We start from the raw sequence: 23,214 nt of genomic DNA, 5'->3' as shown, positions 1-23,214 counted from the left end.
TCAGCCTTCCCAGCCGGCCTGGTACAGGCTGCCATGGGCCTTGTCCAGGGCCGCGCGTACGGCAGGCGAATGCTGATAGATGTCGACGAACTTGGCCAGGCGCGGGTCGTCCTTGGTCTGCGGACGGATCACGAACTGGATCACGTATTCCTTGTTTTCCAGGCCGTCGAACAGCAGCGCCGACGTGGCGTCGAAGCTGTTGGCCAGACGAATGTAGGCCGGGTAGCCCTGCACCAGATCGGCATCGTCATAGGCGCGTACCAGTTGCACGGCCTCGACCTGGAGGATCTTCAGCTTCTTCGGGTTGGCGGTGATGTCTTCTTCGGTGGCCTTGTAACCCACGCCCGGCTTGAGCGTGATCAGGCCGGCCTTGGCCAGCAGTTGCAAGCCGCGGCCGCTGTTGATCGGGTCGTTGGCGATGGCCACGCTGGCGCCTTCGGGCAGTTCGGCGAAGGATTTGTATTTCTTCGAATACAGGCCGACGTTGTTGATGATCCCCGAGGCGTAGGGCACCAGGTCGAAGCCGGCCGCGGTCTTGGCGTTTTCCAGGAAGGGGATGTGCTGGAAGTAGTTCACGTCGATGTCGCCGGCGTTGAGGCTGACGTTGGGCGCGATCCAGTCGCTGAACTCGATCAGCTTCACTTCCAGGCCCTGCTTGTGCGCTTCCTCGACGGCCGCCTCCAGCGGGATGGCGAAAGCCGACGTGGTACCGACCTTCAGAGGTTCGGCGGCCAGGGCGTTGGCGCCAAGGCTCAGGGTCAGGGCGATGGCCGCGACGGGCCGGAACAGTTTCTCAAGCATGGTGCGGGGCTCCAGTCGGGGCAGAGGTATGGCGATAGGCGGCGCCGGGATGGCCGGCAGGCAGGTGCGGGTGGTCGCTGTGGAACAGTTTTTCGCGCAGGGTGCCTTCGGCGTAGGCGGTCTTGTAGCGGCCGCGCCGTTGCAGTTGCGGCACCACCAGGTCGATGAAGTCTTCGAAGCTTTCCGGGGTCACGGTACGGGTCAGGTTGAAGCCATCCAGGCCGGTGTCGTCGATCCAACCGATCAGTTGTTCGGCGACCTGATCGGGATCGCCGACCAGCGTCAGGTAGCGCCCGCCCAGGGCGTGCTGCTCCAGCAGGCGCCGGCGCGTCCAGGCGTCTTCCTGCAACTGGCGGGTGGCCGACTGGATGGCGTTGCCGTTGCCGGCGGTGATGGGGTCGTCCAGGGCGTAGGTGGCGAAGTCGATGCCGGTGGAGGCGGCGAAGTGTGCGACGCCTGCCTCGGGGCTGGCATAGCGCAAGTATTCGGCGTGCTTGGCCTCGGCCTGGGCTTGGGTGGGCGCGACGATCACCGTGATGCCGAGAAATAGCTTTACGGCGTGCGGGTCGCGGCCGGCGGCCTGGGCGGCAGCGCGCACCTTGTCGACCTGGGCGCGGGTGGCGGCCTTGTCGCGGCCGCCGATGAACACGCATTCGGCGTGGTTGCCGGCAAAGGCCAGGCCACGCGCGGAAGTTCCAGCCTGGAACAGCACCGGCGTGCGTTGCGGCGAAGGCTCGCACAGGTGGTAGCCCTCGACCTTGTAGAACTCGCCCTGGTGGCGCACCTTGCGCACCCTGGACGGCTCGGCGTACACCCGCCGCGCACGGTCGTTGACCACCGCGTCGTCGGCCCAACTGCCTTCGAGCAGCTTGTACAGCACTTGCAGGTATTCGTCGGCCTGGTCGTAGCGGCGGTCGTGCTCGGGTTGGCTTTCCAGGCCCATGGCCTGGGCGGCGCTGTCGAGGTAGCCGGTGACGATGTTCCAGCCGACCCGGCCGCCGCTCAGGTGATCGAGGGTGGAGAGCCGCCGGGCGAATAGATAGGGCGCTTCGTAGGTGAGGTTGGCGGTAAGGCCGAAGCCTAAGTGCCGGGTGACGGCGGCCATGGCCGACACCAGCAGCAGCGGGTCGTTGACCGGCAGCTGGATCGACTCCTTGAGCGGCACGTCCACGGAGTTGCCGTAGACGTCGTAGGTGCCGACGATGTCGGCGATGAACAGCCCGTCGAACAGCCCGCGCTCCAGCAGCTTGGCCAGGTCGGTCCAGTAGGCGAGGGTCTTGTACTGGGTCGAGGTGTCGCGCGGGTGCGTCCACAGGCCATGGTTGATGTGCCCGATGCAGTTCATGTTGAAGGCGTTGAGCAGCAGCTGCTTGGCCATCAGATCGTCCCCCGGCGTGTTGGGTGTTCGTCGTTGAGGTAGTAGTTGCCGATGGCGTGGTACTTCCAGCGCACCGGGTCGTGCAGGGTGTGCACGCGCGCGTTGCGCCAGTGGCGGTCGAGGTTGTGCTCGGCCAGGGTGGCCTGGCTGCCGGCCAGTTCGAACAGCGTGGTGCCGGCGGCCAGGGCGATCTCGGTGCTGATCGCACGGGCTTCGGCCACGGCGATCGAGGCGGCTGCCACAGTCTCGGCGGTGGTGTCGGCCTGGGCGCGGTCGAGGTATTCGCCAGCCCGTTCCAACAGGGCTTCGGCCGCATGCAGACGTATCGCCAAATGGCCGACGCTCTTCAAGGTCAGTGGGTCTTCGCTTGCCTTGCTCAAGCCGGAATCGATCCAGGGCCGGCTGCGGGTGCGCACGAACTGCAAGGTGTCTTCGTAAGCGGCGCGGGCAATGCCGGTGTCGATGGCGGCATGGAGGATCTGCGCCAGTGGGCCGACCGGGGTCGGGCGCTCGAAAGCCGTGTCGAACGGCACCACTTCGTCGGCGTCGACGTACACATGGTCGAACTGCACCGAGCCACTGCCGGTGGTGCGCTGGCCGAAACCGCTCCAGTCGTCGATCACCTGCACGCCCTGACTGTCGGCAGGGACGAACGCCAAATGCTGGCGGCCCTCGTCGTCGACCACCGAGGTGGGGATGCGCTGCGCATAGAGCGCGCCGGTGGCGTAGAACTTGCGACCGTCGATGCGATAGCCGGCGCCGTCGCGGCTCAGGCGGGTGGTGCGGTCATGGGCGGTCTTGGTGCCCAGTTCGGCCAGCGCATTGCCGAAACGCTGTCCGGCCAAGGCTTCGGCGTACAAGCGTTTTTGCTGTTCGGGGCTGCCGTTCACGCGCAGCACTTCCAGGGCATAGAAATGGTTCTGCGGAATCTGTCCGAGCGAAGCGTCGGCCTGGGCGATGCGTGCGATGACCTGGGCCAGGGTGACATTGGACACGCCAGCGCCGCCAAAGGCCTTGGGCACGCTGATGGCCCACAGGCCCGAGCGGCTGAACAGCGCCAGTTCGGCGTGAGGCAGGCGACGCTCGCGGTCGCGTTCGCTGCTGCCTGCTTGCAGTTGCTGGGCGACGTCTTCGGCGACGGCCAGGGCCTGGGCGTCGCTGGTGATGAGGGGTGTAGTCATGGGGGCTCCGGGGTCGGGGCGGCGTTCGCGCTTCGTCGATGGACCGAAGCGTCGGCCGCGCCACCTACAAGGGCATGGGAGGGCCGCCAGGCAGTGGCGGCCCTGCAATCAGATCCAGGAGTGCCGAGCCGGCAACGTCCCATTGAGGTGGTAGGCGCCGACCGCGTGGTACTTCCAGCGCACCGGGTCGTGCAGGGTGTGGACCCGGGCATTGCGCCAGTGCCGGTCGAGGTTGAACTCGGCCAGGGTCGCGCGGCTGCCGGCCAGTTCGAACAGTTTCTCGCTGGCTTGCAGGGCCACCTCGGTGGTCAGCACCTTGGCCTCGGCCACGGCGATCGACGCCCGTGCTGCCGAGGCGGCATCGATGGGCGCCGCATGGACCTCGTCGAGCACTCGTGCGGCCTTGCCGAGCAGCGCCTGGGCCGCATGCAGTTCCAGCTTCAGGCGGCCGATGTCGGCGATCACGTAAAGGTCGTCGCTGGCGCGCTCCACCTTGGCCTCGATGAAGGGACGGGACTTTTCCCGTACGAAGGCGATGGCATCGTCGATGGCCGCTTCGGCGATGCCGGCGTCGATGGCGGCCTGGATCAGTTGCGAGGCGGCACCCTGGGTGTTGGGCAGGTCGCGTTGGCGCCAGTTGTCGACGACCAACGCCGCTTCGACCGGCACGTCGTCCAGCAGTACGGTACCGCTGGCGGTGGTGCGCTGACCGAATCCCGACCAATCGTCGACGATGCGCAAGCCTGGGCTGCCACGGCGCACGAAAGCCAGGCGTTGCAGGCCTTGGTCGTCCAGCGCCTTGACGGCGACCCAGTGCGCGAACAAGGCGCCGGTGGAGTAGAACTTTTCACCGCTCAGGCGATAGCCGTCGCCGCTGCGCGTGATGCGCGCCTTCAAGGTCAGGGTGTCTTTGCTGCCGCGCTCAGGACCGGCGTTGCCAATGCGCGCGCCTTCCAGCACGCTGCGGAAGATGACGGCCTGCTGGTCCTCGGTGGCGGTCAGGCGCAGCAGTTGCAGGATGCCGAACTGGTTTTGCGGAATCTGTCCCAGGGCGGGGTCTGCCGCGCTGATGATGCGGAATACTTCAGCGATGGTGACGAAGGAAACTTCCGGACCGCCGTATTGCTTGGGCACACTGATGCTGCCCAGGCCACTGCGGGTGAACAGCTCGATTTCATCCCAAGGCAGGGCGCGTTCACGGTCACGCTGCGCAGCTTGTCGCCGAGCCACCTGCGCCAGCTCATGGGCAGCTTGCAGGGCTTCGTCGTCATTGCGCAGTATTTTGGCAGGTAGTAGAGCGGGGGCAACGTCATGTTCCACGTGGAACACTGGATTGAATTGGCTGGACATTAGTGCCGCTCCTTGGCTGCACGCAATGCCCTGGCGATATGCACTGGGGTAATCGAGACCCTGACCATTCCTGACCTCACAAAATGAATAGGTCGCTTCGAGCGACAGACGTTCGTTGGTCCGGTGGTCCGGTGGATATACCCTAGTGGCTTATCAAACCTTTATGAAATAGCTTTTTCGAATATCTATAGAAGGGCAGCGTTCACCTGCCCGAGCTTTCCCGGGTGTGAACGCCAAGCGGGAAAAAGCCTGTTCAACCGGCTGCGGCAGTGCCCAGAAACTTGCTCAGGAATTGCTGCGTACGCGGCTGCTGCGGATTGGCGAACAGGGCCTTGGCCTCGCCTTGTTCGACGATTACGCCTTGATCGAAGAAGACCACCCGGTTCGCCACGTCGCGGGCGAAACTCATCTCATGGGTGACGATTATCAGCGTGCGCCGCTCCTGCGCCAGGCCGCGAATGGTCGCCAGCACCTCGCCGACCAGCTCCGGGTCGAGCGCCGAGGTAGGCTCGTCGAACAGCATCACTTCAGGTTCCATGGCCAGCGCCCGAGCGATCGCCACCCGTTGCTGCTGGCCGCCCGACAATCTGCGCGGGTAGGCATCTTCCTTGCCGGCCAAGCCCACCTTGGCCAATAGCGCACGGCCCAAGGCCACGGCTTGGTCGCGTGGCATCTTCTTCACCACCACGGGGCCTTCGATGACGTTTTCCAAGGCCGTGCGGTGGGGGAACAGGTTGAAGTTCTGGAAGACGAACCCGGCTTGCTGGCGCAGCTGACGGATCGCCCGTTGCTGGTTGCCTAGGGAGCGATCGGCATCGATGCCGATGTCGCCGATGCGCACCTGACCGGCATCGGGCGTTTCCAGCAGGTTCAGGCAGCGCAGGAAGGTGGTCTTGCCCGAGCCACTGGGGCCGATGATGGCCACCACTTCGCCGGCTTCCACGCGCAGGTCGATGCGGTCGAGCACCGTTTGCCCGTTGAAGCGCTTGGTCAGGCCTTCGACGACGATCATCGCTCAGTGCTCCCGGTCATGGCGGTTGGCGCGCGCTTCGAGGCGGTGTTGCAGGTGCGCCAGAAGGCTGGCCAGCACCCAATAGATCAGCGCGGCGGCCAGGTACATCGTGAACACTTCGAACGTGCGTGCGGTGATCAGCTGGGCTTGGCGGAACAGCTCGGGCACTTGGATGGTGGCCGCCAGCGCGGTGTCCTTGACCAGCGAGATGAAGCTGTTGCCCAGCGGCGGCAAGGCGGTGCGCATGGCCTGCGGCAGAATCGTGCGGCGCAACGCCTGGGCGCGGGTCATGCCGAGGCTGGCGCAGGCCTCCCACTGGCCCCGGTCGATCGAGGCGATGGCCGCCCGCAGGATTTCGCAGGCATAGGCGGCCATGTTCAGGGAAAAGCCGATCAGCGCGGCAGGCAACGGGTCGAGTTCGATACCGACCTGGGGCAGGCCGTAATAGATCAGGAACAGCTGCACCAGCAGCGGCGTGCCGCGAAAGAACGACACGTAGATCCGCGCCAGCCAGCTCACCGGCCACAGCCGCGACAGGCGCATCAGCGCCAGGGCGAAGCCCAGCAGCAACCCGAAGAACATGCCGCCGACGCTGAGGATGACGGTGAAGTACGCGCCCTTGAGCAGGAACGGCAGCGAGTCGAGGGCCAGCTGCAGGCTTTGCTCGATCATTGCGTGACGTCAGCCCCGAAGTATTTCTGCGACAGCGCCGTCAGGGTGCCGTCGGCCTTGAGTGCGGCCAGGGCCTTGTTCAGTGCGTCCAGCAGTTCCGGCTCATTCTTGCGCACGGCGATGCCCGATTCCAGGCGCGAGAAGGCTTCGCCTGCCAAAGCGGTGTCCGGGACCTTCTTGGTGTATTCCAGCGCGGCCAGGCGGTCGATGAGGATGGCGTTGATGCGGCCGACCTTGAGGTCCTGGAATTTGACCGGGTCGTCGTTGTAGGTGCGCACGTCGGCCGTCGGCACTTCCTTGCGCAGCCATTGCTCATAGTTGGTGCCGAGGCCCACGCCGACTTTCTTGCCACCCAGATCCGCCGCGCCTTTGATTGCCAGCGTGTCGAGGTTTTTCTTCAACACCAGGGCCTGGATGCCGGAAATGGTGTAGGGGGTGGAGAAATCGTACTTCTGTTTGCGTTCATCGGAGATGGTCACTTGGTTGACCACCGCGTCCAAGCGCTTGGAGTCCAGAGCGGCGAGAATGCCGTCCCAGGGTGTGGGCTGCAGCTTGACCTTGACGCCCATCTGCTTGGCCAATGCCTCGGACAGTTCCACTTCGAAGCCACTGAGCTTGCCGTTCTCGTCGGCGAAACTGAACGGCGGATAGGTACCCTCCAGGCCGACCTTGAGCACACCTTCTTTCTGGATGGTCTTGAGCTGTTCGCCAGCCGAAGCCTGGCCTGCCAGGCCGACGCCCAACAGCAGGGCCAAGGCGGTGGTGAGGAACGGTTTGCCGAGTCTGATCATGGAGTGCCCTGCGTAGGAGGTTGAAATGGCTGGCGACGATACAGCGCCGTGTTCGGCGGCGGGAAAGACGTTATCGATCTGTGCTTATGCGCAAATCGCTGCGTTCGCCGCTGGCCCCAGCATAGACCAAGGAAATGCTGGCATTGGTAGGAGTGGGCGGGCGAGGCTTCGGTTCATCCGCGCCTACAACCCTGGCGAGTTTGTCGTAGAGTAATGGCCACTTTCTAACAATCGCCCCCGACCTGCGGCAGGAGCACACCGTGAGCCAACACCCTTCGACCAGCCAGTGGCAGCTTCCAAGCATCGTCAGCGGGCTGCGTAATGCCCGCGATCAGTGGCGTACCCAGAACGGCCGCAGCAGCGGCGAAAAGGGCGGCCGGGAACTGCCTTCGCGCGAAGCCATCGGCGAAGTGTTCGAGCTGTTGCGCGGCGCGCTGTTTCCCATGCGCCTGGGGCCGGTCGACCTGCGCGAGGAAAGCGAGGACTTCTACGTCGGCCACACCCTCGACACGGCCCTGACCCTGCTGCTGACCCAGGCCCGCCTGGAGCTGCGCTACGCCGCACGTCAGGAGAAGAGCGACGTGGCCAGCACCGATGCCCGCGCCCTGAGCCTGATCCAGGCGTTCGCCGCCGAGCTGCCGCACCTGCGCGTGCTGCTCGACACCGACGTGCTGGCGGCCTTCCACGGCGATCCGGCGGCGCGCAGCGTCGACGAGGTGCTGCTGTGCTATCCCGGCATCCTGGCCATCATCCACCACCGCCTGGCGCACCACCTGTACCGCGCCGGCCTGCCGCTGCTGGCGCGCATCGGCTCGGAGCTGGCGCACTCGGCCACCGGCATCGACATCCATCCTGGGGCGCAGATCGGCCCGGGCTTCTTCATCGACCATGGCACGGGCGTGGTGATCGGCGAGACCGCCATCATCGGCGAGCGGGTGCGCATCTACCAGGCCGTGACCTTGGGCGCCAAACGCTTCCCGACCGACGAAACCGGCATGCTGCACAAGGGCCAGCCGCGCCATCCGATCGTCGAGGACGACGTGGTGATCTACGCCGGCGCCACCATCCTGGGGCGCATCACCATCGGCCAAGGCTCGACCATCGGCGGCAATGTCTGGCTGACCCGTAGCGTGCCCGCGCAGAGCAACATCACCCAGGCCAACCTGCAACTGGACTGCGACAGCACGCGCTGAGCCGCAGTGCGCCCTCAACCCCCGCCGCAGGGGGCCTGAGGGCGTTCGAGCACGTACGGAACTTGCCCGTCACGGCACCTCTCTGAACCTCACATCGACACGTGACCCCAGCTTGCCGTTCGGCCCGCTCGGGTCGCAATGGCGGGCGATCCATGTTTAACTTGAACGCTTGTTCAATATAAACGCGCTGGTCTGTTGCCGGTGTTCAACAGGAGGATTCCCTTTGCTGAACCCGTTCACTCCGAACGTTCCATCCCTCTTCGAGGTGCACTGCCCATGAGTGCATCGGTCCCTGAAACCGTTCCTGAAAAAGTCCGCATGAACCCGCCGGTGTTCTATTTCGCGGCGAGCGTCATCCTGCTGTTCGGCCTGGTGGTCATCAGCTTCCCGCAAGCGGCCGGCGACTGGCTGCTGGCGGCGCAGAACTGGGCGGCCAACACGGTCGGCTGGTATTACATGCTGGCCATGACGCTGTACCTGGTCTTCGTGGTGGTCACCGCCATTTCCGGCTACGGCAAGATCAAGCTCGGTGCCGACCACGACGAACCCGAGTTCAGCTACCTGTCCTGGGCCGGCATGCTGTTCGCCGCCGGGATCAGCATCACGCTGTTCTTCTTCTGCGTCTCCGAACCGCTGACCCACATGCTGCAACCGCCGCAAGGCGAGGGCGGCACGGCCGAGGCCGGGCGCCAGGCGATGCAGATCCTGTTCCTGCACTGGGGCCTGCACGGCTGGGGCGTGTTCGCCTTCGTCGGCATGGCCCTGGCGTACTTCGCCTACCGCCACAACCTGCCGCTGGCCTTGCGTTCGGCGCTGTACCCGCTGATCGGCAAGCGCATCAACGGCCCGATCGGCTATGCGGTCGACGGTTTCGGCATCATCGCCACGGTCTTCGGCCTGGGCGCGGACCTGGGCTTCGGCGTGCTGCACCTGAACTCGGGGCTCGACTACCTGTTCGGCATCAGCCACAGCCAATGGGTGCAGGTGGGCCTGATCGTGCTGATGGTCGGCGCCGCCGTGGCGGTGGCCGTGGCCGGGGTGGAGAAGGGCGTGCGGCTGATGTCCGACATCAACCTGTTCCTGGCCTGCGCGCTGTTGCTGTTCGTGCTGTTCGCCGGCCCCACCCAGCACTTGCTCAACACCCTGATCCAGAACCTGGGCGACTATCTCGGCGCGTTGCCGAGCAAGAGCTTCGACGTCTACGCCTACGGTGAGAACCGCGACTGGCTGGGCGGCTGGACGGTGTTCTACTGGGCCTGGTGGATCGCTTGGGCGCCCTTCGTGGGGCTGTTCATCGCGCGCATCTCCCGTGGCCGCACCATCCGCGAGTTCGTCTTCGGCGTGCTGTTGATTCCGCTGGGCTTCACCCTTGCGTGGATGTCGATCTTCGGCAACAGCGCCCTCGACCAGGTGATCAACCACGGCATGGCGGCGCTCGGTCAGTCGGCCCTGGACAACCCGTCGATGACGCTCTACCTGCTGCTGGAGACCTACCCCTGGAGCAAGGCGGTGATCGCCGTCACGGTGTTCATCAGCTTCGTGTTCTTCGTCACTTCCGCCGACTCGGGCACCGTGGTGCTCTCGACGCTGTCGGCCAAAGGCGGCAGCGCCGACGAAGACGGGCCGAACTGGTTGCGCATCTTCTGGGGCGGCATGACCGCGCTGGTGACCATCAGCCTGCTGTTCGCCGGCAGCATCGACTCGCTGAAGTCGGCGGTGGTGCTGACTTCGCTGCCGTTCTCGTTGATTCTGCTGTGCATGATGTGGGGGCTGCACAAGGCCTTCTACCTCGAATCGCAGCGGCGCATCGCGCAGATGCATTCCCTGGCGCCGGTGGCCCAGGCGCGGCGCGGCAAAGGCCGTGGCGGTTGGCGTCAGCGTCTGAGCCAGGTGGTGCACTTCCCGTCGCGCGACGAGGTGTACCGCTTCATGGACGATGTGGTGCGCCCGGCCATCGGCGAGGTCACCGAGGTGTTCGAGCAGAAAGGCCTGACCATCATCACCCAGGACGACCCGGCGCACGACAACGTCAGCCTCAAGGTCGGCCATGGCGAGGAACAGCCTTTCACCTACCAGGTGCAGATGCGCGGCTACTTCACGCCGTCGTTCGCCTTGGGCGGGCTGGGTTCGCAGGAGCTGAAGAACCGCCGTTACTACCGCGCCGAGGTGCATCTGTCCGAAGGCAGCCAGGACTACGACCTGGTCGGCTACAGCAAGGAACAGATCATCAACGACATCCTCGACCAGTACGAGCGGCACATGCAGTTCTTGCACCTGGTGCGTTGAGGCCAGCGGCAGCCTGGCGTTTCCCTCCGGCCTGCCATGCAGGCCCGCGCGGGTGATTCGGGAGACCGGTCACCCGCGCTTTATTTGCGCGCCGGCCTTGTACCGAGGCCGGCGCCCACTCAAAACGGCGCATCGCCCAGAATCGTCGCGCGGTGCATCACGCGCCGTTGCGGGCGGTAGTCGTCGACCGCGTAATGCTGGGTCACGCGGTTGTCCCAGAACGCTACGTCATCGGCCTGCCAACGCCAGCGCACGGTGAACTCCGGGCGCGTCGCGTGGGCGAAGAGCAGCTTGAGCAGGGCCTCGCTTTCGCTGGGCGCCAGCTCGTTGATGCGCGTGGTGAAGCCTTCGTTGACGAACAGCGCCTTGCGCCCGCTGACCGGATGCGTGCGCACCACCGGATGCGACAGCGGCGGATGGTCGCGACGGGCGGCCTCCCAGCGTGCCAGGTCCTGGGCGGTGCTGCCGAAGCGTTCCAGCGGGAAGGAGTGGGTGAAGTCGTGGGTAGCGGTCAGCCCTTCCAGCAACCCGCGCAGCGGCGCCGACAGCGCCTCGAACGCGGCGATGCCGCTGGCCCACAAAGTATCGCCACCATAGGCCGGCACTTGCTTGGCCGCCAGCACCGCGCCCAGGGCCGGAGTCGGCAGGAAGGTCACGTCGGTGTGCCAGATGGCGTTGTCGCGCACGTCGGTCACGGCGGTGTCGAGGATCAGCACCTGCGGCGTATCGGCCACCTTCGGGTAGATCGGGTGTATGTGCAGGTCACCGAACTGTGCGGCGAAGCGCGCTTGCCGGTCGGGCGTCAGCGGCTGGTCGCGGAAGAACAGCACCTGGTAGTCGAGCAAGGCCTGCTCGATGGCATCGCGCTGCGCCGGGGAGAGGTCCGCGGCCAGGTCGACACCGCTGATCTGCGCGCCCAGGGCAGTGCCCAGGGGAGTGATGCTCAGGGTCATGGAAGTCTCCAGCGTCGTCAGGGGTTAGGGTCGAGGTGTCAAAAGCGTTGGCGGTGCGGGCCTGCTGCGCTGTGCGCAGCCTCGGGCCGTTCGTCGAGCGCGGTGCCAGCGCCTGCTGCGTCAGTGCGTGGCGCCGTGCCAGGGCACCAGTTTGCGTTGCAGGGCGCGCAGGCCCATCTCCAAGGCGAAGGCGATGACCGCGATCAGCACGATGCCCAGCACCACCACGTCGGTGACCAGGAACTGCGCCGCCGACTGCACCATGAAGCCCAGGCCGCGGGTGGCGGCGATCAGCTCGGCGGCCACCAGGGTCGACCAGCCGACGCCCAGGCCGATGCGGATGCCGGTGAGGATGTCGGGCAGGGCGCTGGGCAGGATCACGTGTTTCACCAGTTGCAGCCGGGTGGCGCCCAGCGACTGCGCCGCGCGCAGCCTGACCGGATCGACCGTGCGCACACCGGTGGCCGTGGCGATGGCGATCGGCGCGAAGATCGCCAGATAGATCAGCAGCACCTTGGACAGCTCGCCGATGCCGCACCAGATCACGATCAGCGGCAGGTAGGCCAAGGGCGGAATGGGCCGGTAGAACTCGATCAGCGGGTCGAAGATGCCGCGCGCCACGCGGTTGTAGCCGATGGCGATGCCGATCGGGATCGCGCTCAGCGTGGCCAGCAGCAGGGCCAGGCCGATGCGCCCCAGACTCGCGCTCAGATGCTGCCAGAGGCTGGCTTCCATGTAGCCCTGGCTGAGCAACTGCCCGGCCTTGGTGACGACGTCGCCGGGCGAGGGCAGAAACAGCGGTTCCACCCAACCGGCGGCAGTGACCAGCCACCAGCCGGCCAACAGGGCGGCCACGGTCAACACGCTGATCCAGCGTGTCGGCAGGCCGCGGCGCTCGCGCGGCGCGGTGGCCGGCAAGGTGTCGGCAGCATCGGCCACCGGTAGCTCCAGGCCGCTCATGCGCGCGCCTGCCGGCGGGCACTGAGGCGTTGATCGAAGACCTTGGCCAGCACGTGCTCGCGGGTGGCGATGAAGGCCGGGTCGGACTTGATCGCACGGGCCGATTCGCCGGCAGCGTAGCGCTGGCCGAAGTCCAGTCGCAGGCGCTCGACGATGCGCCCGGGCTCAGGCGCCAGCAGCACCAGGTCGGTGGCCAGGAACACCGCTTCCTCGATGTCGTGGGTGATCAGGAAGATCGGTTTGGCGGTGCGTTGCCAGAGGTGCAGCAGCAGTTCCTGCACCTGCTCGCGGGTGAAAGCGTCCAGGGCGCCGAACGGCTCGTCCATCAGCAGCACCCGAGGGTCGGCGGCCAATGCGCGGGCCAGGCCCACGCGCTGTTGCTGGCCGCCCGACAGCTGCCAGATGCGCCGTTCGGCAAAACCGTTCAGGTCGACCAGGTCGAGCATCGCGCGCGCCTTGGCGTCACGCTCGGCGCGCGGTACGCCGGCCAACGCCAAGCCGAAGGCGACATTGCCCAGCACATCCTGCCAGGGCAGCAGGCCATGGGCCTGGAACACCACGCCGCGTTCGGCGCTGGGTCCGGTGATCGGCACGCCGTCCAGGCTGATGCGCCCGGCGCTGGGCGCGACGAAGCCGGCGATCAGATTCAGCAGCGAAGTCTTGCCGCTGCCCGACGGGCCGAGGGCCACCAGCAACTGGCGCGGCCCCAGGCTCAGGTTGATGTCGTCCAGCACCGGGGTGCTGGCGCCGGGGTACCGGGCGCTGACGTGCGCCAGTTCGAGCAAGGCCATGGCGGGCTCCGGTGGATCAGTGAGGGATGAACTGCGCGCTGACGTACGGCGCGTAGTCGGGCAGCACCGCATCGACCTTGCCTTGCTCCTTGAGGAAGGTGGCGGTGTCGGTCAGCGCCTGCACGGTCGGTGCGCCCAGCGCCGTGGTCTGGTCGGCGGCCAGCGGGTAGACGTTGCCTTGCAGCAGCAGCGGAATGTCGCTCGGTTTGGCACCGGACAGGCGCGCCACTTTGCTCACGTTGTCAGGGTTGGCCAGCCAGGCCTTGGGGTCTTGGCGGTAGTCGGCGTAGGCATCGAGGGTGACCTTGGCGAAGGCCTTGACCACGTCCGGGTGTTGGGTGGCGAAGTCCTTGCGCACGATCCACGCATCGAAGGTCGGCGCCCCCTTGCTGGCCAATTCGCCGGAGGTCACCAGTACCTTGCCGGTTTCCTTGGCCACGCCCAGGGCCGGGTCCCAGACGTAGGTGGCGTCGATGTCGCCGCGCTTCCAGGCGGCGATGATGGCGGGCGGGGCCAGGTTGAGGATCTGTACCTGGGCCGGGTCGATGTTCCACTGCTTGAGCGCGGCCAGCAGGCTGTAGTGGCCGGTGGAAACGAAAGGCACGGCGATCTTCTTGCCGATCAACGCCTGTGAACTGTCGATGCCCTTGCGCGCCACCAGCGCCTCGCCGGCGCCGATCTGGGTGGCGATGAGGAAGGTTTCGATCGGCAGCTTGCGCGTGGCGGCGGCGGCCAGAGGACTGGAACCCAGGTAGCCGATCTGCACGTCGCCCGAGGCCACGGCGGTGATGACGTCGGCACCGTTGTCGAACTTGCGCCAATCGATGCTGGCTTTGCTGGATTTCTCGTAGGCGCCGTCGGCCTGGGCCACTTTGGCCGGGTCGACGGTGGTCTGGTACGCCACGGTGAGGTCGGCGGCCTGGGCCATCCAGCTGGCGCCGAGCAGGCTGAGGGTAGCGAACAGGCGCAGGGGGGCGAAGGCGATCATCGAGCGTTCCTCATCACGGACGGGGGTGGAATGGCGATGAGACTAAATGATCTAAGAAATTGTTAATAAATAACTTTTGGGAATTAGCTTAGGTGTGGGTACGAGGACCCGATGAAGCGGGTTGGAGGGAGGAGAGGTGAAACGATTAAGTCAGAAACCTTTCCCCCGTATAGCGGCAATGCTTTGGAATAAATTGCCACTTGCTTAAATCACTTCTCTATAAGCGTTCCGACCTTATTCCAGAAAAATCTTACCGATTATCGAAACAAGCATTCTGGTTTTATGGGATTGTCATTATTCTGTAGCGCGATTGGCGTATTAGACCAAAGTCGCGAAACGATCTGTAACGATTGACTTCGCCCGGATGCTTTGGCGCTAATCGCCAACCACGACGAGCCTGGCAACAGACCTGGCCTTCGCGAAGCACAAAAATTAGAACGTAGAGGAGCACTTCATGTACAAGTCGAGTCTGGCCCTGGCCGTGACCTTGGGGATTTTCGCGCAACAAGCTGCCGCAGCGGGCTTCGTCGAAGACAGCAAACTGTCGCTCAGCTCGCGCACCATGTATTTCAACAACGACAACCGCGACGGCGGCGCCGACAACCGTGAGTCGGGCCAGGGCTTCAAGCTCGACTATCTGTCCGGCTTCACCCAGGGCACCGTCGGTTTCGGTGTCGATGTCCAGGCCCTGTGGGGTATCCACCTGGACGGCGGCCGTGGCCATCACCCGAACAACAGCTCGTTCTTCCCTAGCGAGAGCAACGGCTCGGCGGTCGATCAGTGGTCGCGCGTCGGCGGCAACGCCAAGGCGCGTTTCTCCAAGACCGAAGCGCACTTCGGTAGCGCACTGGCCCCGGCCCTGCCGATCCTGGTGTCGAACGATGGCCGTCTGCTGCCGCAGACCTTCGAAGGTGCGACCATCCAGTCCAAGGAAATCGACAACCTGACCGTCAACGCCGGCCAGCTGACCCACGCCATGGGTCGTGCGTCGAGCAACCACACTGGTCTGTCGGTTGCTGGCGCTACCGAAGACAGCAACAAGTTCCGCTACGGTGGCCTGGACTACAAGCTCACCAAAGACCTGACCCTGCAGTACTACTACTCGAACCTGGAAGACTTCTACAAACAGCACTTCCTGGGCGCTACGTACCTGTATCAAATCGACAAGGACCAGTCGTTCAAGACCGACCTGCGCTGGTTCAACAGCAGCAGCGACGGCAAGAACGGTGAAGCCGGCTACCGCTTCAACAACAACGGCGGCTATGCCAAGACTCCGGGCGAGGTCGACAACAAGACCTGGTCGGCGATCTTCACCTACACCCTGGGCGGCAACTCGTTCCTGTTGGGCCACCAGCGCGTGAACGACGACGGCGGCTTCGTCTGGCTCAACCAAGGCAGCCTGGCCAATGAAGGCGCGGGCGGCTCGAGCTTCTACCTGTTCACCGACAGCATGATCAACCAGTTCGCCAAAGCCGGTGAGAACACCACCTTCGGCCAGTACGCCTACGACTTCGCAGGCTTGGGCGTTCCGGGTCTGAAGGCGTCGGTGTCCTACCTCAAGGGCGAAGACGGCAAGAACGCCAACGGCAATGGTACCTTCAGCGAGTGGGAGCGCGACGCGCGGATCGACTACGTGATCCAGCAAGGCCCGCTCAAAGGCCTGGGCACCAGCCTGCGTCACGGTGTGTACCGCGGTGCCGGCACCAGCTCCCTGGCTGACCAGGACCAGACTCGTCTGATCTTCAACTACACCTACAACTTCCTGTAAGGCGTAGCTGTGTCTAGTCCTGAAATAGGTTTACACCTGTTCAGGTAGGCCGACAGGCCTCAAAACGCCCGATGCACCGCATCGGGCGTTTTGTTTTTCAGGGCCGTATGGGGCCGTTCTGTGTTGTAGATCTGTACCGCCTCGTCAACCATCTGCCTCGCTTGCTCAAGATCTTCAGGGCTGCTCAACAGCAGCTCCATCTTGAGGATTCCGTTGATTCGCTCGGCCAGCGCGTTCTGGTAGCAGTCATACCCATCAGTCATGGAGCACTGAACATCGTGCCGTTGGTGCAGTGACTGGTATAGCGCCGAGCAATATTGGATGCCTCGATCCGAATGGTGAACTAATGGCTGGCGACGACGCCGCTTTCGTAATGCCTGCTTGAAGGCTTGTGCCACTGACTCGGCATGTAGGCTTTCATGGACGTGGTGACCCACAATTTTCCTGGAGTACGCATCCGTTAACAGACTCAGGTACAGCGGGCCGTTACGCGCGGGCAGGTAAGTAATGTCGGCAACCCAGACGTGCTCCGGCCTTGTCGGAACGACTTGGCTTGGGCCGGCCTTGAGTAAGTTGGGATGGCGGTAGAATCGATGAAAACTCTGTGTTGTCTTGTGATAGGCCCGCTTGGGCAGCACCAGCAAACGGCGCTCTCCCAAGACTTGAAACAGCCTATCTCGACCGACCTGGAATCGTTTGTCAGGCTGGCAATGCAGCAGATAGTGCAGCTTGCGTGTACCCAGACGAGGCTGGCGCATCCGGACTTGCTGCACAAACTCAACCACCCGATCTGCCTGGCGTTCCTTTCTATCAGCAGCTCGGTTGCGCTTGTAGTAAGCCTGACGACTGATGCCTAGAAACTGACAAGCCCTGGCAATGCTCAGTCCTGCGACTTGACCTTGCGAGAGGACTTGCCGGATCGCTTTTTTACGACCGAGACGCCATAGTCATTTTTCAGAACATCAACGACCGTTTCAAAGAACTGGGCCTTATGGCTCATCAGCTCAAGCTGTTGCTCAAGCTCTTTGATCCGCTGCTCTGGAGTGAGCGGTTTGAGGTCAGACATCGCGCAGCTCCTCTCGTCGCGGATCGAGGCCCCCTGGCTCCAATCCTGCCGACCATGCTTACGCAACCATACCAGAACCGTCGACCGACCCTGGATGCCAAACCGCACCTGGGCTTGCTTGTAAGTCAGTTCGCCTTTTTCAATCTGATCAACCACCGCCAATTTAAAAGACAGCGAGTAATCACGCTGTGTGCGCTTTACACCTTGCTCCATCTGACTCTCCAGAAACTCGGGATTAGAGGTGTAAACCTTATTCAGGACGGGACACTGGAAAGCAAAAAGCCCTGCCAGCCTGGCGCAGGGCTTTTTTACGGGTCGAATTTCATATCGCCAAACGCTATAAATAAATCGTTATTGATTCTTTTTTATTTGCTCCGGACTCAGGCACAGTGGTTTCCATCTGGTAAAGAACAGCACAGGAACCGCATCCATGAGCCTCAAACTTGGTGACATCGCCCCCGATTTCGAGCAGGACTCCACCCTCGGCAACCTACGTTTCCACGAGTGGCTCGGCGACGGTTGGGGCGTGCTGTTCTCGCATCCGGCCGATTTCACCCCGGTGTGCACCACCGAACTGGGCCTGACCGCCAAGCTGAAGGACGAATTCGCCAAGCGCGGCGTCAAGGCCATCGCCTTGTCGGTCGACCCGGCCGAGTCCCACCACCGCTGGATCGACGACATCAACGAAACCCAGCAGACCCAGGTCAACTTCCCGATCATCGCCGACGCCGACCGCAAGGTGTCCGACCTGTACGACCTGATCCACCCCAATGCCAGCGACACCCTCACCGTACGCTCGCTGTTCGTCATCGACCCGCAGAAGAAAGTGCGCCTGACCATCACCTATCCGGCCAGTACCGGACGCAACTTCCATGAAATCCTGCGGGTGATCGATTCGCTGCAATTGACCGACAGCCACAAGGTTGCGACGCCGGGCAACTGGCAGCAAGGCGACGATGTGGTGATCGTGCCTTCTCTGAAGGACGAAGACGAAATCAAACGGCGCTTCCCCAAAGGCTATCGCGCCGTCAAACCCTACCTGCGCCTGACCCCGCAACCGGATCGTTAATCGCTGCACCGTGGTACCGCTTCAAGCCAAACAGGGATTTTCGGGCCGTTTCGACGGCCCTTTTTTTTGCATGGGCGGAACGCAGCAGCGCATAGCTCCGAAAAGAATAACCAAATGAATAAATATGATTTCTAGATATATATGCGTGCTGGTAACGTCAGCACCATCTACTTGAGGAAGCGTTGCCATGCTAGTCGTCGCCATCGGGGGAAGCCCCAGCACCCGTTCACGCTCAGGCGTACTGCTCGCGCAGACGCAGGAATGGCTACAGGAGCGCGGCGTCGAAGTGGTGACCTTCCAGGTGCGCGATTTCGCGGCCGAGGATCTGCTGCATGCCCGCTTCGACAGCCCGCAGGTCAAGCACTTCCAGGACACCGTGGCCGAGGCCGACGGCGTGATCGTAGCCACCCCGGTGTACAAGGCCTCGTTTTCCGGCGCCCTGAAGACCCTGCTCGACCTGCTGCCCGAACGCGCCCTGGAACACCGCATCGTGCTGCCCATCGCCACCGGCGGCAGCATCGCCCACATGCTGGCGGTGGACTACGCCCTCAAGCCGGTGCTGTCTGCCCTCAAGGCGCAAGAGACCCTGCACGGGATCTTCGCCGACGACAGCCAGATCGGCTATGCACAAGGCGACACTCCGGTGCGCCTGGACGGTGCTTTGCAAGCACGCCTGCTCGACTCGCTGGAAACCTTCCACCAGGCCCTGGCCCGTCGTCCGCGACCGGTTGCGCCGGGGGTACTGAACGAACGGCTGATCAGCGCTCGCTGGAGCATCTGACCCGCCATACCCGTAATTGCTTTTCCCACCTTACTCGCCCGCCAACGGGCAAGCAGGTGCAACCCGAACCTCATTCGTATAGGAGAGCGCCAATGCGCACTGTCTTCTTGCGTCGTGGTCTGGTCGCCCTGTTTGCGGCGGCCGTGTCCTTCGGCGTCATTACTCAAGCCCAGGCCGACACCCTGCGTATCGGCTATCAGAAATACGGCACCCTGGTGCTGCTCAAGGCCAAGGGCACGCTGGAAAAGCGTCTGGCCGAGCAAGGCATGCAGGTGCAGTGGAACGAATTTCCCGGCGGCCCGCAGTTGCTCGAAGGGCTCAACGTCGGCTCCATCGACTTCGGCGTGACCGGCGAAACTCCGCCCGTGTTCGCCCAGGCCGCCGGTGCCGACCTGCTCTACGTGGCCTACGAGCCGCCTGCGCCGCACAGCGAGGCGATCCTGGTGCCGAAGGATTCGAAGATCCAGTCGGTGGCCGAGCTCAAAGGCAAGAAAGTCGCCCTGAACAAAGGCTCCAACGTGCACTACTTGCTGGTGCGCGCCCTGCAGGACGCAGGCCTGAAGTACAGCGACATCCAGCCGGTGTACCTGCCCCCCGCCGATGCCCGCGCCGCCTTCGAGCGTGGCAGCGTCGATGCCTGGGTGATCTGGGACCCGTACCAGGCTGCCGCCGAGCAGCAATTGCAGGCACGCACCCTGCGCGACGGCGACAAGCTGGTCGACAACCACCAGTTCTATCTGGCCTCGCGCAGCTACGCGAACCAGCACCCGGCCGTGATCAGTGCCTTGGTCGAAGAAGTGAACAGCGTCGGCCAATGGGCCCAGGCCCATCCCCAGGAAGTCACCGCGCAGGTCGCACCGCTGCTGGGCCTGCCCGCCGACATCACCCTGACCTCGATGGAACGCCAAGGCTTCGGCGCCCAGTTGATCACCCCTGAAGTGGTCACCGCGCAGCAGAAGATCGCCGACACCTTCCAGGCCCTGAAGCTGATTCCCAAGCCCTTGACCATCAAGGACGTGATCTGGACCCCACCTGCCAAGGTCGCCACCGCGCCTTGAATCGATCCTGCCCTGCGGCGCGCTGCCGGCAGGGCCACTCTTGAGGAGACCGCTCCAATGAGCCTGAACATTTTCTGGTTCCTGCCCACCCACGGTGACGGCCATTACCTGGGCACCGCCGAAGGCGCCCGCGCCGTCGACCACGGTTATCTGCAACAGGTGGCCCAGGCCGCCGACCGTCTGGGCTTCGGCGGCGTGCTGATCCCTACCGGGCGCTCGTGCGAAGACTCCTGGCTGGTGGCCGCGTCGTTGATTCCGGTGACCCAGCGCCTGAAATTCCTGGTCGCGCTGCGCCCCGGCATCATCTCGCCGACCGTGGCCGCTCGCCAGGCAGCGACCCTCGACCGCCTGTCCAACGGCCGTGCGCTGTTCAACCTGGTCACCGGCGGCGACCCGGACGAGCTGGCCGGCGATGGCCTGCACCTGAACCACGAAGAGCGCTATGAGGCATCGGTCGAATTCACCCGTATCTGGCGCAAGGTGCTCGAAGGCGAGTCGGTCGACTACGATGGCAAGCACATCCAGGTCAAAGGCGCCAAGCTGCTCTACCCACCGGTGCAGCAACCACGTCCACCACTGTATTTCGGCGGCTCCTCGGCCGCCGCGCAGGACCTGGCCGCCGAGCAGGTCGAGCTGTACCTGACCTGGGGCGAGCCGCCGGCGGCGGTAGCGGAAAAGATCGCCCAGGTGCGCGCCAAGGCGGCCGCCCAAGGCCGTGAGGTACGCTTCGGCATCCGCCTGCACGTGATCGTGCGTGAAACCAACGCCGAGGCCTGGGCTGCCGCCGACCGCCTGATCGCGCACCTGGACGACGACACCATCGCCCGCGCCCAGGCGTCCCTGGCGCGCTTCGACTCGGTGGGCCAGCAACGCATGGCCGCGCTGCATGGCGGCAAACGCGACAACCTGGAAGTCAGCCCCAACCTGTGGGCCGGCGTAGGCCTGGTGCGTGGCGGTGCCGGCACCGCGCTGGTCGGCGATGGGCCGACGGTGGCAGCGCGGGTCAAGGAATACGCCGAGCTGGGCATCGACACCTTCATCTTCTCGGGTTATCCACACCTGGAAGAATCCTACCGGGTGGCCGAACTGCTGTTCCCGCACCTGGACGTGCAGCGCCCCGAGCAACCCAAGACGGGCGGCTACGTGAGCCCGTTCGGCGAGATGGTGGCCAACGACATCCTGCCCAAAGCCGCGTCGCAGAGCTGAGGGGCCGAGCATGAGCCGAACGACTTCGAACACGCTCGCCCAGCGCCTGGCGCCCTGGGCCCTGCCGGTGCTGCTGCTGGCGCTGTGGCAACTGGCGGTGACCGCCGGCTGGCTGTCGACGCGCATCCTGCCCGCGCCGAGCGCGGTGGTCAGCGCCGGCGTGGAACTGGTGCGCAGCGGCGAGATCTGGACGCACCTGGCCATCAGCGGCTGGCGCGCCGGGCTGGGCTTCTTCATCGGTGGCAGCATTGGCCTGGTGCTGGGCTTCATCACCGGCCTGTCGAACTGGGGCGAACGCCTGCTCGACAGCTCCGTGCAGATGATCCGCAACGTGCCGCACCTGGCGTTGATTCCCCTGGTGATCCTGTGGTTCGGCATCGACGAGTCGGCGAAGATCTTCCTGGTCGCCTTGGGCACGCTGTTCCCGATCTACCTCAACACCTACCACGGCATCCGCAGCGTCGATCCGGCCCTGGTGGAGATGGCGCGCAGCTATGGCCTGTCGGGCTTCGGCCTGTTCCGTCAGGTGATCCTGCCCGGTGCCTTGCCGTCGATCCTGGTCGGCGTGCGCTTCGCCCTGGGCTTCATGTGGCTGACCCTGATCGTCGCCGAAACCATTTCGGCCAATGCCGGCATCGGTTATCTGGCGATGAACGCCCGCGAATTCCTGCAAACCGACGTGGTGGTGCTGGCCATCGTGCTCTACGCCGTGCTCGGCAAACTCGCTGACCTCGCCGCTCGCGGCCTGGAACGGGCCTGGCTGCGCTGGCACCCGGCCTACCAAGTGCAGAAGAAGGAGGGCGCATGACCGTGCTCGCATCACAACCGGCGCAGCTGCTGCGCGGCATTCCCCTGGCGGTCCGGCAACTGCGCAAGACCTTCGGCCAACGCGACGTGCTGCAAGGCATCGACCTGCAGATTCCGGCAGGGCAGTTCGTCGCCATCGTCGGGCGCAGCGGCTGCGGCAAGAGCACCCTGCTGCGCTTGCTGGCCGGCCTCGACCAACCCTCGGCCGGTCAGTTGCTGGCGGGCGCCGCGCCCCTGGCCGAAGCCCGCGAGGAAACCCGACTGATGTTCCAGGAAGCGCGCTTGCTGCCCTGGAAGAAAGTCATCGACAACGTCGGCCTGGGCCTGAGCGGCGACTGGCGCGCCCAGGCCTTGCAAGCCTTGCAGGCCGTGGGCCTGGAAGAGCGCGCCAACGAGTGGCCGGCGGCGCTGTCCGGTGGCCAGAAGCAGCGCGTGGCCCTGGCCCGCGCACTGATCCACAAACCGCGCCTGCTGTTGCTCGACGAACCGCTCGGCGCGCTGGATGCGTTGACCCGCATCGAAATGCAGCAACTGATCGAACGGCTCTGGGGCGAGCACGGTTTCACCGTGTTGCTGGTCACCCATGACGTCCACGAAGCCGTGGCCGTGGCGGACCGGGTGATCCTCATCGAGGACGGCGCCATCGGTCTGGACCTGGAAATCGACCTGCCACGCCCCAGGCAGCACGGCTCGCCGCGCCTGGCGGCGCTGGAAAGCGAAGTGTTGAACCGCGTCATGTCGCTGCCGGGCGCCGAGCCCGTCGCCGAGCCTGTCGCGCCTTTGCCCACGCAGTTGCGTTGGGCGCTCTGAATCACTCCCGTTGTTTCCCTACTCAAGGAATACCGTCATGACCATCAAAGCGATCAACGTCCGTAACCAATTCAAAGGCACCGTGAAGGAAATCCTCGAAGGCCCGGTCTTGTCGGAAATCGACGTGCAGACCGCTTCCGGCGTAGTGACCTCGGTCATCACCACCCGCTCGGTGCGCGAGCTGGAATTGCAGGTAGGCAGCGAGGTGATCGCCTTCGTCAAATCGACCGAGGTGTCCATCGCCAAGCTGTGATCGCGGACCTGTGGGCGTGGCCGGTCCGGCCGCGCCTGCG

At 64.5% G+C, this 23,214-nt stretch carries 22 protein-coding genes; 10 read left to right on the top strand and 12 right to left on the bottom strand.

Annotated elements, in window-relative coordinates; genetic code table 11:
* The 7 genes from ACSMEV_RS02830 to tcyJ form a co-directional block, all read right to left on the bottom strand.
* A complete protein-coding gene (locus tag ACSMEV_RS02830; protein ID WP_459207167.1) occupies nucleotides 1-801 on the bottom strand; it encodes a MetQ/NlpA family ABC transporter substrate-binding protein in 801 nt (266 codons plus the stop codon).
* On the bottom strand, nucleotides 794-2,179 hold the full coding sequence (locus ACSMEV_RS02825; protein ID WP_459207166.1) for an LLM class flavin-dependent oxidoreductase: 1,386 nt from the start codon (nucleotides 2,177-2,179) through the stop codon (nucleotides 794-796). The genes ACSMEV_RS02830 and ACSMEV_RS02825 overlap by 8 nt, the downstream gene beginning before the upstream one ends.
* Nucleotides 2,179-3,360 carry an SfnB family sulfur acquisition oxidoreductase gene (locus ACSMEV_RS02820; RefSeq protein ID WP_459207165.1) on the bottom strand — a complete coding sequence of 394 codons (1,182 nt, stop codon included), beginning with the start codon at nucleotides 3,358-3,360 and terminating at the stop codon, nucleotides 2,179-2,181. Before ACSMEV_RS02820 ends, ACSMEV_RS02825 begins: the two co-directional genes overlap by 1 nt.
* Before the next feature lie 108 nt (nucleotides 3,361-3,468).
* Nucleotides 3,469-4,710: an SfnB family sulfur acquisition oxidoreductase gene (locus ACSMEV_RS02815; protein ID WP_459207164.1), complete on the bottom strand. Its 1,242-nt coding sequence runs from the start codon at nucleotides 4,708-4,710 to the stop codon at nucleotides 3,469-3,471.
* A gap of 253 nt (nucleotides 4,711-4,963) precedes the next feature.
* The gene (tcyN, locus tag ACSMEV_RS02810) at nucleotides 4,964-5,722 is read right to left on the bottom strand and encodes an L-cystine ABC transporter ATP-binding protein TcyN (protein WP_459207163.1); all 759 of its coding nucleotides are present in this window, start codon (nucleotides 5,720-5,722) and stop codon (nucleotides 4,964-4,966) included.
* 3 nt (nucleotides 5,723-5,725) lie between these two features.
* Nucleotides 5,726-6,391 carry a cystine ABC transporter permease gene (gene tcyL, locus ACSMEV_RS02805; RefSeq protein ID WP_314491523.1) on the bottom strand — a complete coding sequence of 222 codons (666 nt, stop codon included), beginning with the start codon at nucleotides 6,389-6,391 and terminating at the stop codon, nucleotides 5,726-5,728.
* On the bottom strand, nucleotides 6,391-7,185 hold the full coding sequence (gene tcyJ, locus ACSMEV_RS02800; RefSeq protein ID WP_459207162.1) for a cystine ABC transporter substrate-binding protein: 795 nt from the start codon (nucleotides 7,183-7,185) through the stop codon (nucleotides 6,391-6,393). The genes tcyL and tcyJ overlap by 1 nt, the downstream gene beginning before the upstream one ends.
* A gap of 260 nt (nucleotides 7,186-7,445) precedes the next feature.
* On the opposite strand from tcyJ, the gene epsC reads away from it, so the two are divergent.
* Nucleotides 7,446-8,378 carry a serine O-acetyltransferase EpsC gene (epsC, locus tag ACSMEV_RS02795; RefSeq protein ID WP_459207161.1) on the top strand — a complete coding sequence of 311 codons (933 nt, stop codon included), beginning with the start codon at nucleotides 7,446-7,448 and terminating at the stop codon, nucleotides 8,376-8,378.
* A gap of 276 nt (nucleotides 8,379-8,654) precedes the next feature.
* Nucleotides 8,655-10,664: a choline transporter BetT gene (betT, locus tag ACSMEV_RS02790; RefSeq protein ID WP_296266744.1), complete on the top strand. Its 2,010-nt coding sequence runs from the start codon at nucleotides 8,655-8,657 to the stop codon at nucleotides 10,662-10,664.
* Nucleotides 10,665-10,783: 119 nt separating this feature from the next.
* Here the strand turns inward: betT and tauD are convergent, their stop codons facing one another.
* The 4 genes from tauD to tauA form a co-directional block, all read right to left on the bottom strand.
* The gene (gene tauD, locus ACSMEV_RS02785; protein WP_459207160.1) at nucleotides 10,784-11,617 is read right to left on the bottom strand and encodes a taurine dioxygenase; all 834 of its coding nucleotides are present in this window, start codon (nucleotides 11,615-11,617) and stop codon (nucleotides 10,784-10,786) included.
* Nucleotides 11,618-11,737: 120 nt separating this feature from the next.
* Nucleotides 11,738-12,577 carry a taurine ABC transporter permease TauC gene (gene tauC, locus ACSMEV_RS02780; protein WP_459207159.1) on the bottom strand — a complete coding sequence of 280 codons (840 nt, stop codon included), beginning with the start codon at nucleotides 12,575-12,577 and terminating at the stop codon, nucleotides 11,738-11,740.
* The gene (gene tauB / locus ACSMEV_RS02775) at nucleotides 12,574-13,368 is read right to left on the bottom strand and encodes a taurine ABC transporter ATP-binding subunit (RefSeq protein ID WP_459207158.1); all 795 of its coding nucleotides are present in this window, start codon (nucleotides 13,366-13,368) and stop codon (nucleotides 12,574-12,576) included. Before tauB ends, tauC begins: the two co-directional genes overlap by 4 nt.
* 16 nt (nucleotides 13,369-13,384) lie before the next feature.
* On the bottom strand, nucleotides 13,385-14,356 hold the full coding sequence (gene tauA, locus ACSMEV_RS02770; RefSeq protein ID WP_459207157.1) for a taurine ABC transporter substrate-binding protein: 972 nt from the start codon (nucleotides 14,354-14,356) through the stop codon (nucleotides 13,385-13,387).
* A 454-nt stretch (nucleotides 14,357-14,810) separates the two neighbouring features.
* Here tauA and ACSMEV_RS02765 point away from each other — a divergent pair, with 454 nt between their 5' ends.
* Nucleotides 14,811-16,124: an OprD family porin gene (locus tag ACSMEV_RS02765; protein ID WP_459207156.1), complete on the top strand. Its 1,314-nt coding sequence runs from the start codon at nucleotides 14,811-14,813 to the stop codon at nucleotides 16,122-16,124.
* A gap of 59 nt (nucleotides 16,125-16,183) precedes the next feature.
* On the opposite strand, the gene ACSMEV_RS02760 is transcribed toward ACSMEV_RS02765, so the two are convergent.
* Nucleotides 16,184-17,403 (bottom strand): IS3 family transposase gene (locus ACSMEV_RS02760; RefSeq protein WP_459207155.1). Its coding sequence is split into 2 segments (ribosomal slippage): nucleotides 16,184-17,055 and nucleotides 17,055-17,403, totalling 1,221 coding nucleotides; the frame shifts between segments, so codons are not numbered across the junction.
* A 217-nt stretch (nucleotides 17,404-17,620) separates the two neighbouring features.
* On the opposite strand from ACSMEV_RS02760, the gene ACSMEV_RS02755 reads away from it, so the two are divergent.
* The 7 genes from ACSMEV_RS02755 (at nucleotide 17,621) to ACSMEV_RS02725 (ending at nucleotide 23,174) form a co-directional block, all read left to right on the top strand.
* The gene (locus tag ACSMEV_RS02755; RefSeq protein WP_459207154.1) at nucleotides 17,621-18,259 is read left to right on the top strand and encodes a peroxiredoxin; all 639 of its coding nucleotides are present in this window, start codon (nucleotides 17,621-17,623) and stop codon (nucleotides 18,257-18,259) included.
* A 187-nt stretch (nucleotides 18,260-18,446) separates the two neighbouring features.
* Complete coding sequence (ssuE, locus tag ACSMEV_RS02750) at nucleotides 18,447-19,040, top strand: NADPH-dependent FMN reductase (RefSeq protein WP_296266730.1); 594 nt, start codon at nucleotides 18,447-18,449, stop codon at nucleotides 19,038-19,040.
* A gap of 92 nt (nucleotides 19,041-19,132) precedes the next feature.
* Entirely contained in the window at nucleotides 19,133-20,098 is a 966-nt protein-coding gene (locus ACSMEV_RS02745) for a sulfonate ABC transporter substrate-binding protein (RefSeq protein WP_459207153.1), read from the top strand.
* 57 nt (nucleotides 20,099-20,155) lie between these two features.
* Nucleotides 20,156-21,304, top strand: coding sequence for an FMNH2-dependent alkanesulfonate monooxygenase (gene ssuD / locus ACSMEV_RS02740; RefSeq protein WP_296266727.1), 1,149 nt, complete (start codon nucleotides 20,156-20,158; stop codon nucleotides 21,302-21,304).
* 10 nt (nucleotides 21,305-21,314) lie between these two features.
* Nucleotides 21,315-22,112: an aliphatic sulfonate ABC transporter permease SsuC gene (gene ssuC, locus ACSMEV_RS02735; protein WP_314491286.1), complete on the top strand. Its 798-nt coding sequence runs from the start codon at nucleotides 21,315-21,317 to the stop codon at nucleotides 22,110-22,112.
* Nucleotides 22,109-22,921: an aliphatic sulfonates ABC transporter ATP-binding protein gene (gene ssuB, locus ACSMEV_RS02730; protein ID WP_314491289.1), complete on the top strand. Its 813-nt coding sequence runs from the start codon at nucleotides 22,109-22,111 to the stop codon at nucleotides 22,919-22,921. The genes ssuC and ssuB overlap by 4 nt, the downstream gene beginning before the upstream one ends.
* 37 nt (nucleotides 22,922-22,958) lie before the next feature.
* Nucleotides 22,959-23,174 (top strand): TOBE domain-containing protein, encoded by a 216-nt coding sequence (locus tag ACSMEV_RS02725; protein ID WP_027595183.1) that lies wholly within the window; start codon nucleotides 22,959-22,961, stop codon nucleotides 23,172-23,174.
* The last annotated feature ends 40 nt before the right edge of the window (nucleotides 23,175-23,214 follow it).

Source organism: Pseudomonas sp. MLB6B, from assembly GCF_054508135.1.
The sequence above is the reverse complement of the archived record's forward strand: the minus strand, read 5'-3'. Positions and strand labels throughout refer to the sequence as shown.

Bases quoted from the DNA above. Each gene is read 5' to 3' on its own strand.
- ACSMEV_RS02820 (WP_459207165.1), bottom strand. From the start codon at position 3,360: ATGACTACACCCCTCATCACCAGCGACGCCCAGGCCCTGGCCGTCGCC.
- ACSMEV_RS02815 (WP_459207164.1), bottom strand. From the start codon at position 4,710: ATGTCCAGCCAATTCAATCCAGTGTTCCACGTGGAACATGACGTTGCC.
- tcyJ (WP_459207162.1), bottom strand. From the start codon at position 7,185: ATGATCAGACTCGGCAAACCGTTCCTCACCACCGCCTTGGCCCTGCTG.
- ssuE (WP_296266730.1), top strand. From the start codon at position 18,447: ATGCTAGTCGTCGCCATCGGGGGAAGCCCCAGCACCCGTTCACGCTCA.
- ACSMEV_RS02725 (WP_027595183.1), top strand. From the start codon at position 22,959: ATGACCATCAAAGCGATCAACGTCCGTAACCAATTCAAAGGCACCGTG.
- tauB (WP_459207158.1), bottom strand. From the start codon at position 13,368: ATGGCCTTGCTCGAACTGGCGCACGTCAGCGCCCGGTACCCCGGCGCC.
- betT (WP_296266744.1), top strand. From the start codon at position 8,655: ATGAGTGCATCGGTCCCTGAAACCGTTCCTGAAAAAGTCCGCATGAAC.
- ACSMEV_RS02755 (WP_459207154.1), top strand. From the start codon at position 17,621: ATGAGCCTCAAACTTGGTGACATCGCCCCCGATTTCGAGCAGGACTCC.
- ssuD (WP_296266727.1), top strand. From the start codon at position 20,156: ATGAGCCTGAACATTTTCTGGTTCCTGCCCACCCACGGTGACGGCCAT.
- ssuB (WP_314491289.1), top strand. From the start codon at position 22,109: ATGACCGTGCTCGCATCACAACCGGCGCAGCTGCTGCGCGGCATTCCC.
- tauD (WP_459207160.1), bottom strand. From the start codon at position 11,617: ATGACCCTGAGCATCACTCCCCTGGGCACTGCCCTGGGCGCGCAGATC.
- tauA (WP_459207157.1), bottom strand. From the start codon at position 14,356: ATGATCGCCTTCGCCCCCCTGCGCCTGTTCGCTACCCTCAGCCTGCTC.
- ACSMEV_RS02830 (WP_459207167.1), bottom strand. From the start codon at position 801: ATGCTTGAGAAACTGTTCCGGCCCGTCGCGGCCATCGCCCTGACCCTG.
- tcyN (WP_459207163.1), bottom strand. From the start codon at position 5,722: ATGATCGTCGTCGAAGGCCTGACCAAGCGCTTCAACGGGCAAACGGTG.
- ssuC (WP_314491286.1), top strand. From the start codon at position 21,315: ATGAGCCGAACGACTTCGAACACGCTCGCCCAGCGCCTGGCGCCCTGG.
- ACSMEV_RS02825 (WP_459207166.1), bottom strand. From the start codon at position 2,179: ATGGCCAAGCAGCTGCTGCTCAACGCCTTCAACATGAACTGCATCGGG.
- ACSMEV_RS02765 (WP_459207156.1), top strand. From the start codon at position 14,811: ATGTACAAGTCGAGTCTGGCCCTGGCCGTGACCTTGGGGATTTTCGCG.
- ACSMEV_RS02745 (WP_459207153.1), top strand. From the start codon at position 19,133: ATGCGCACTGTCTTCTTGCGTCGTGGTCTGGTCGCCCTGTTTGCGGCG.
- tauC (WP_459207159.1), bottom strand. From the start codon at position 12,577: ATGAGCGGCCTGGAGCTACCGGTGGCCGATGCTGCCGACACCTTGCCG.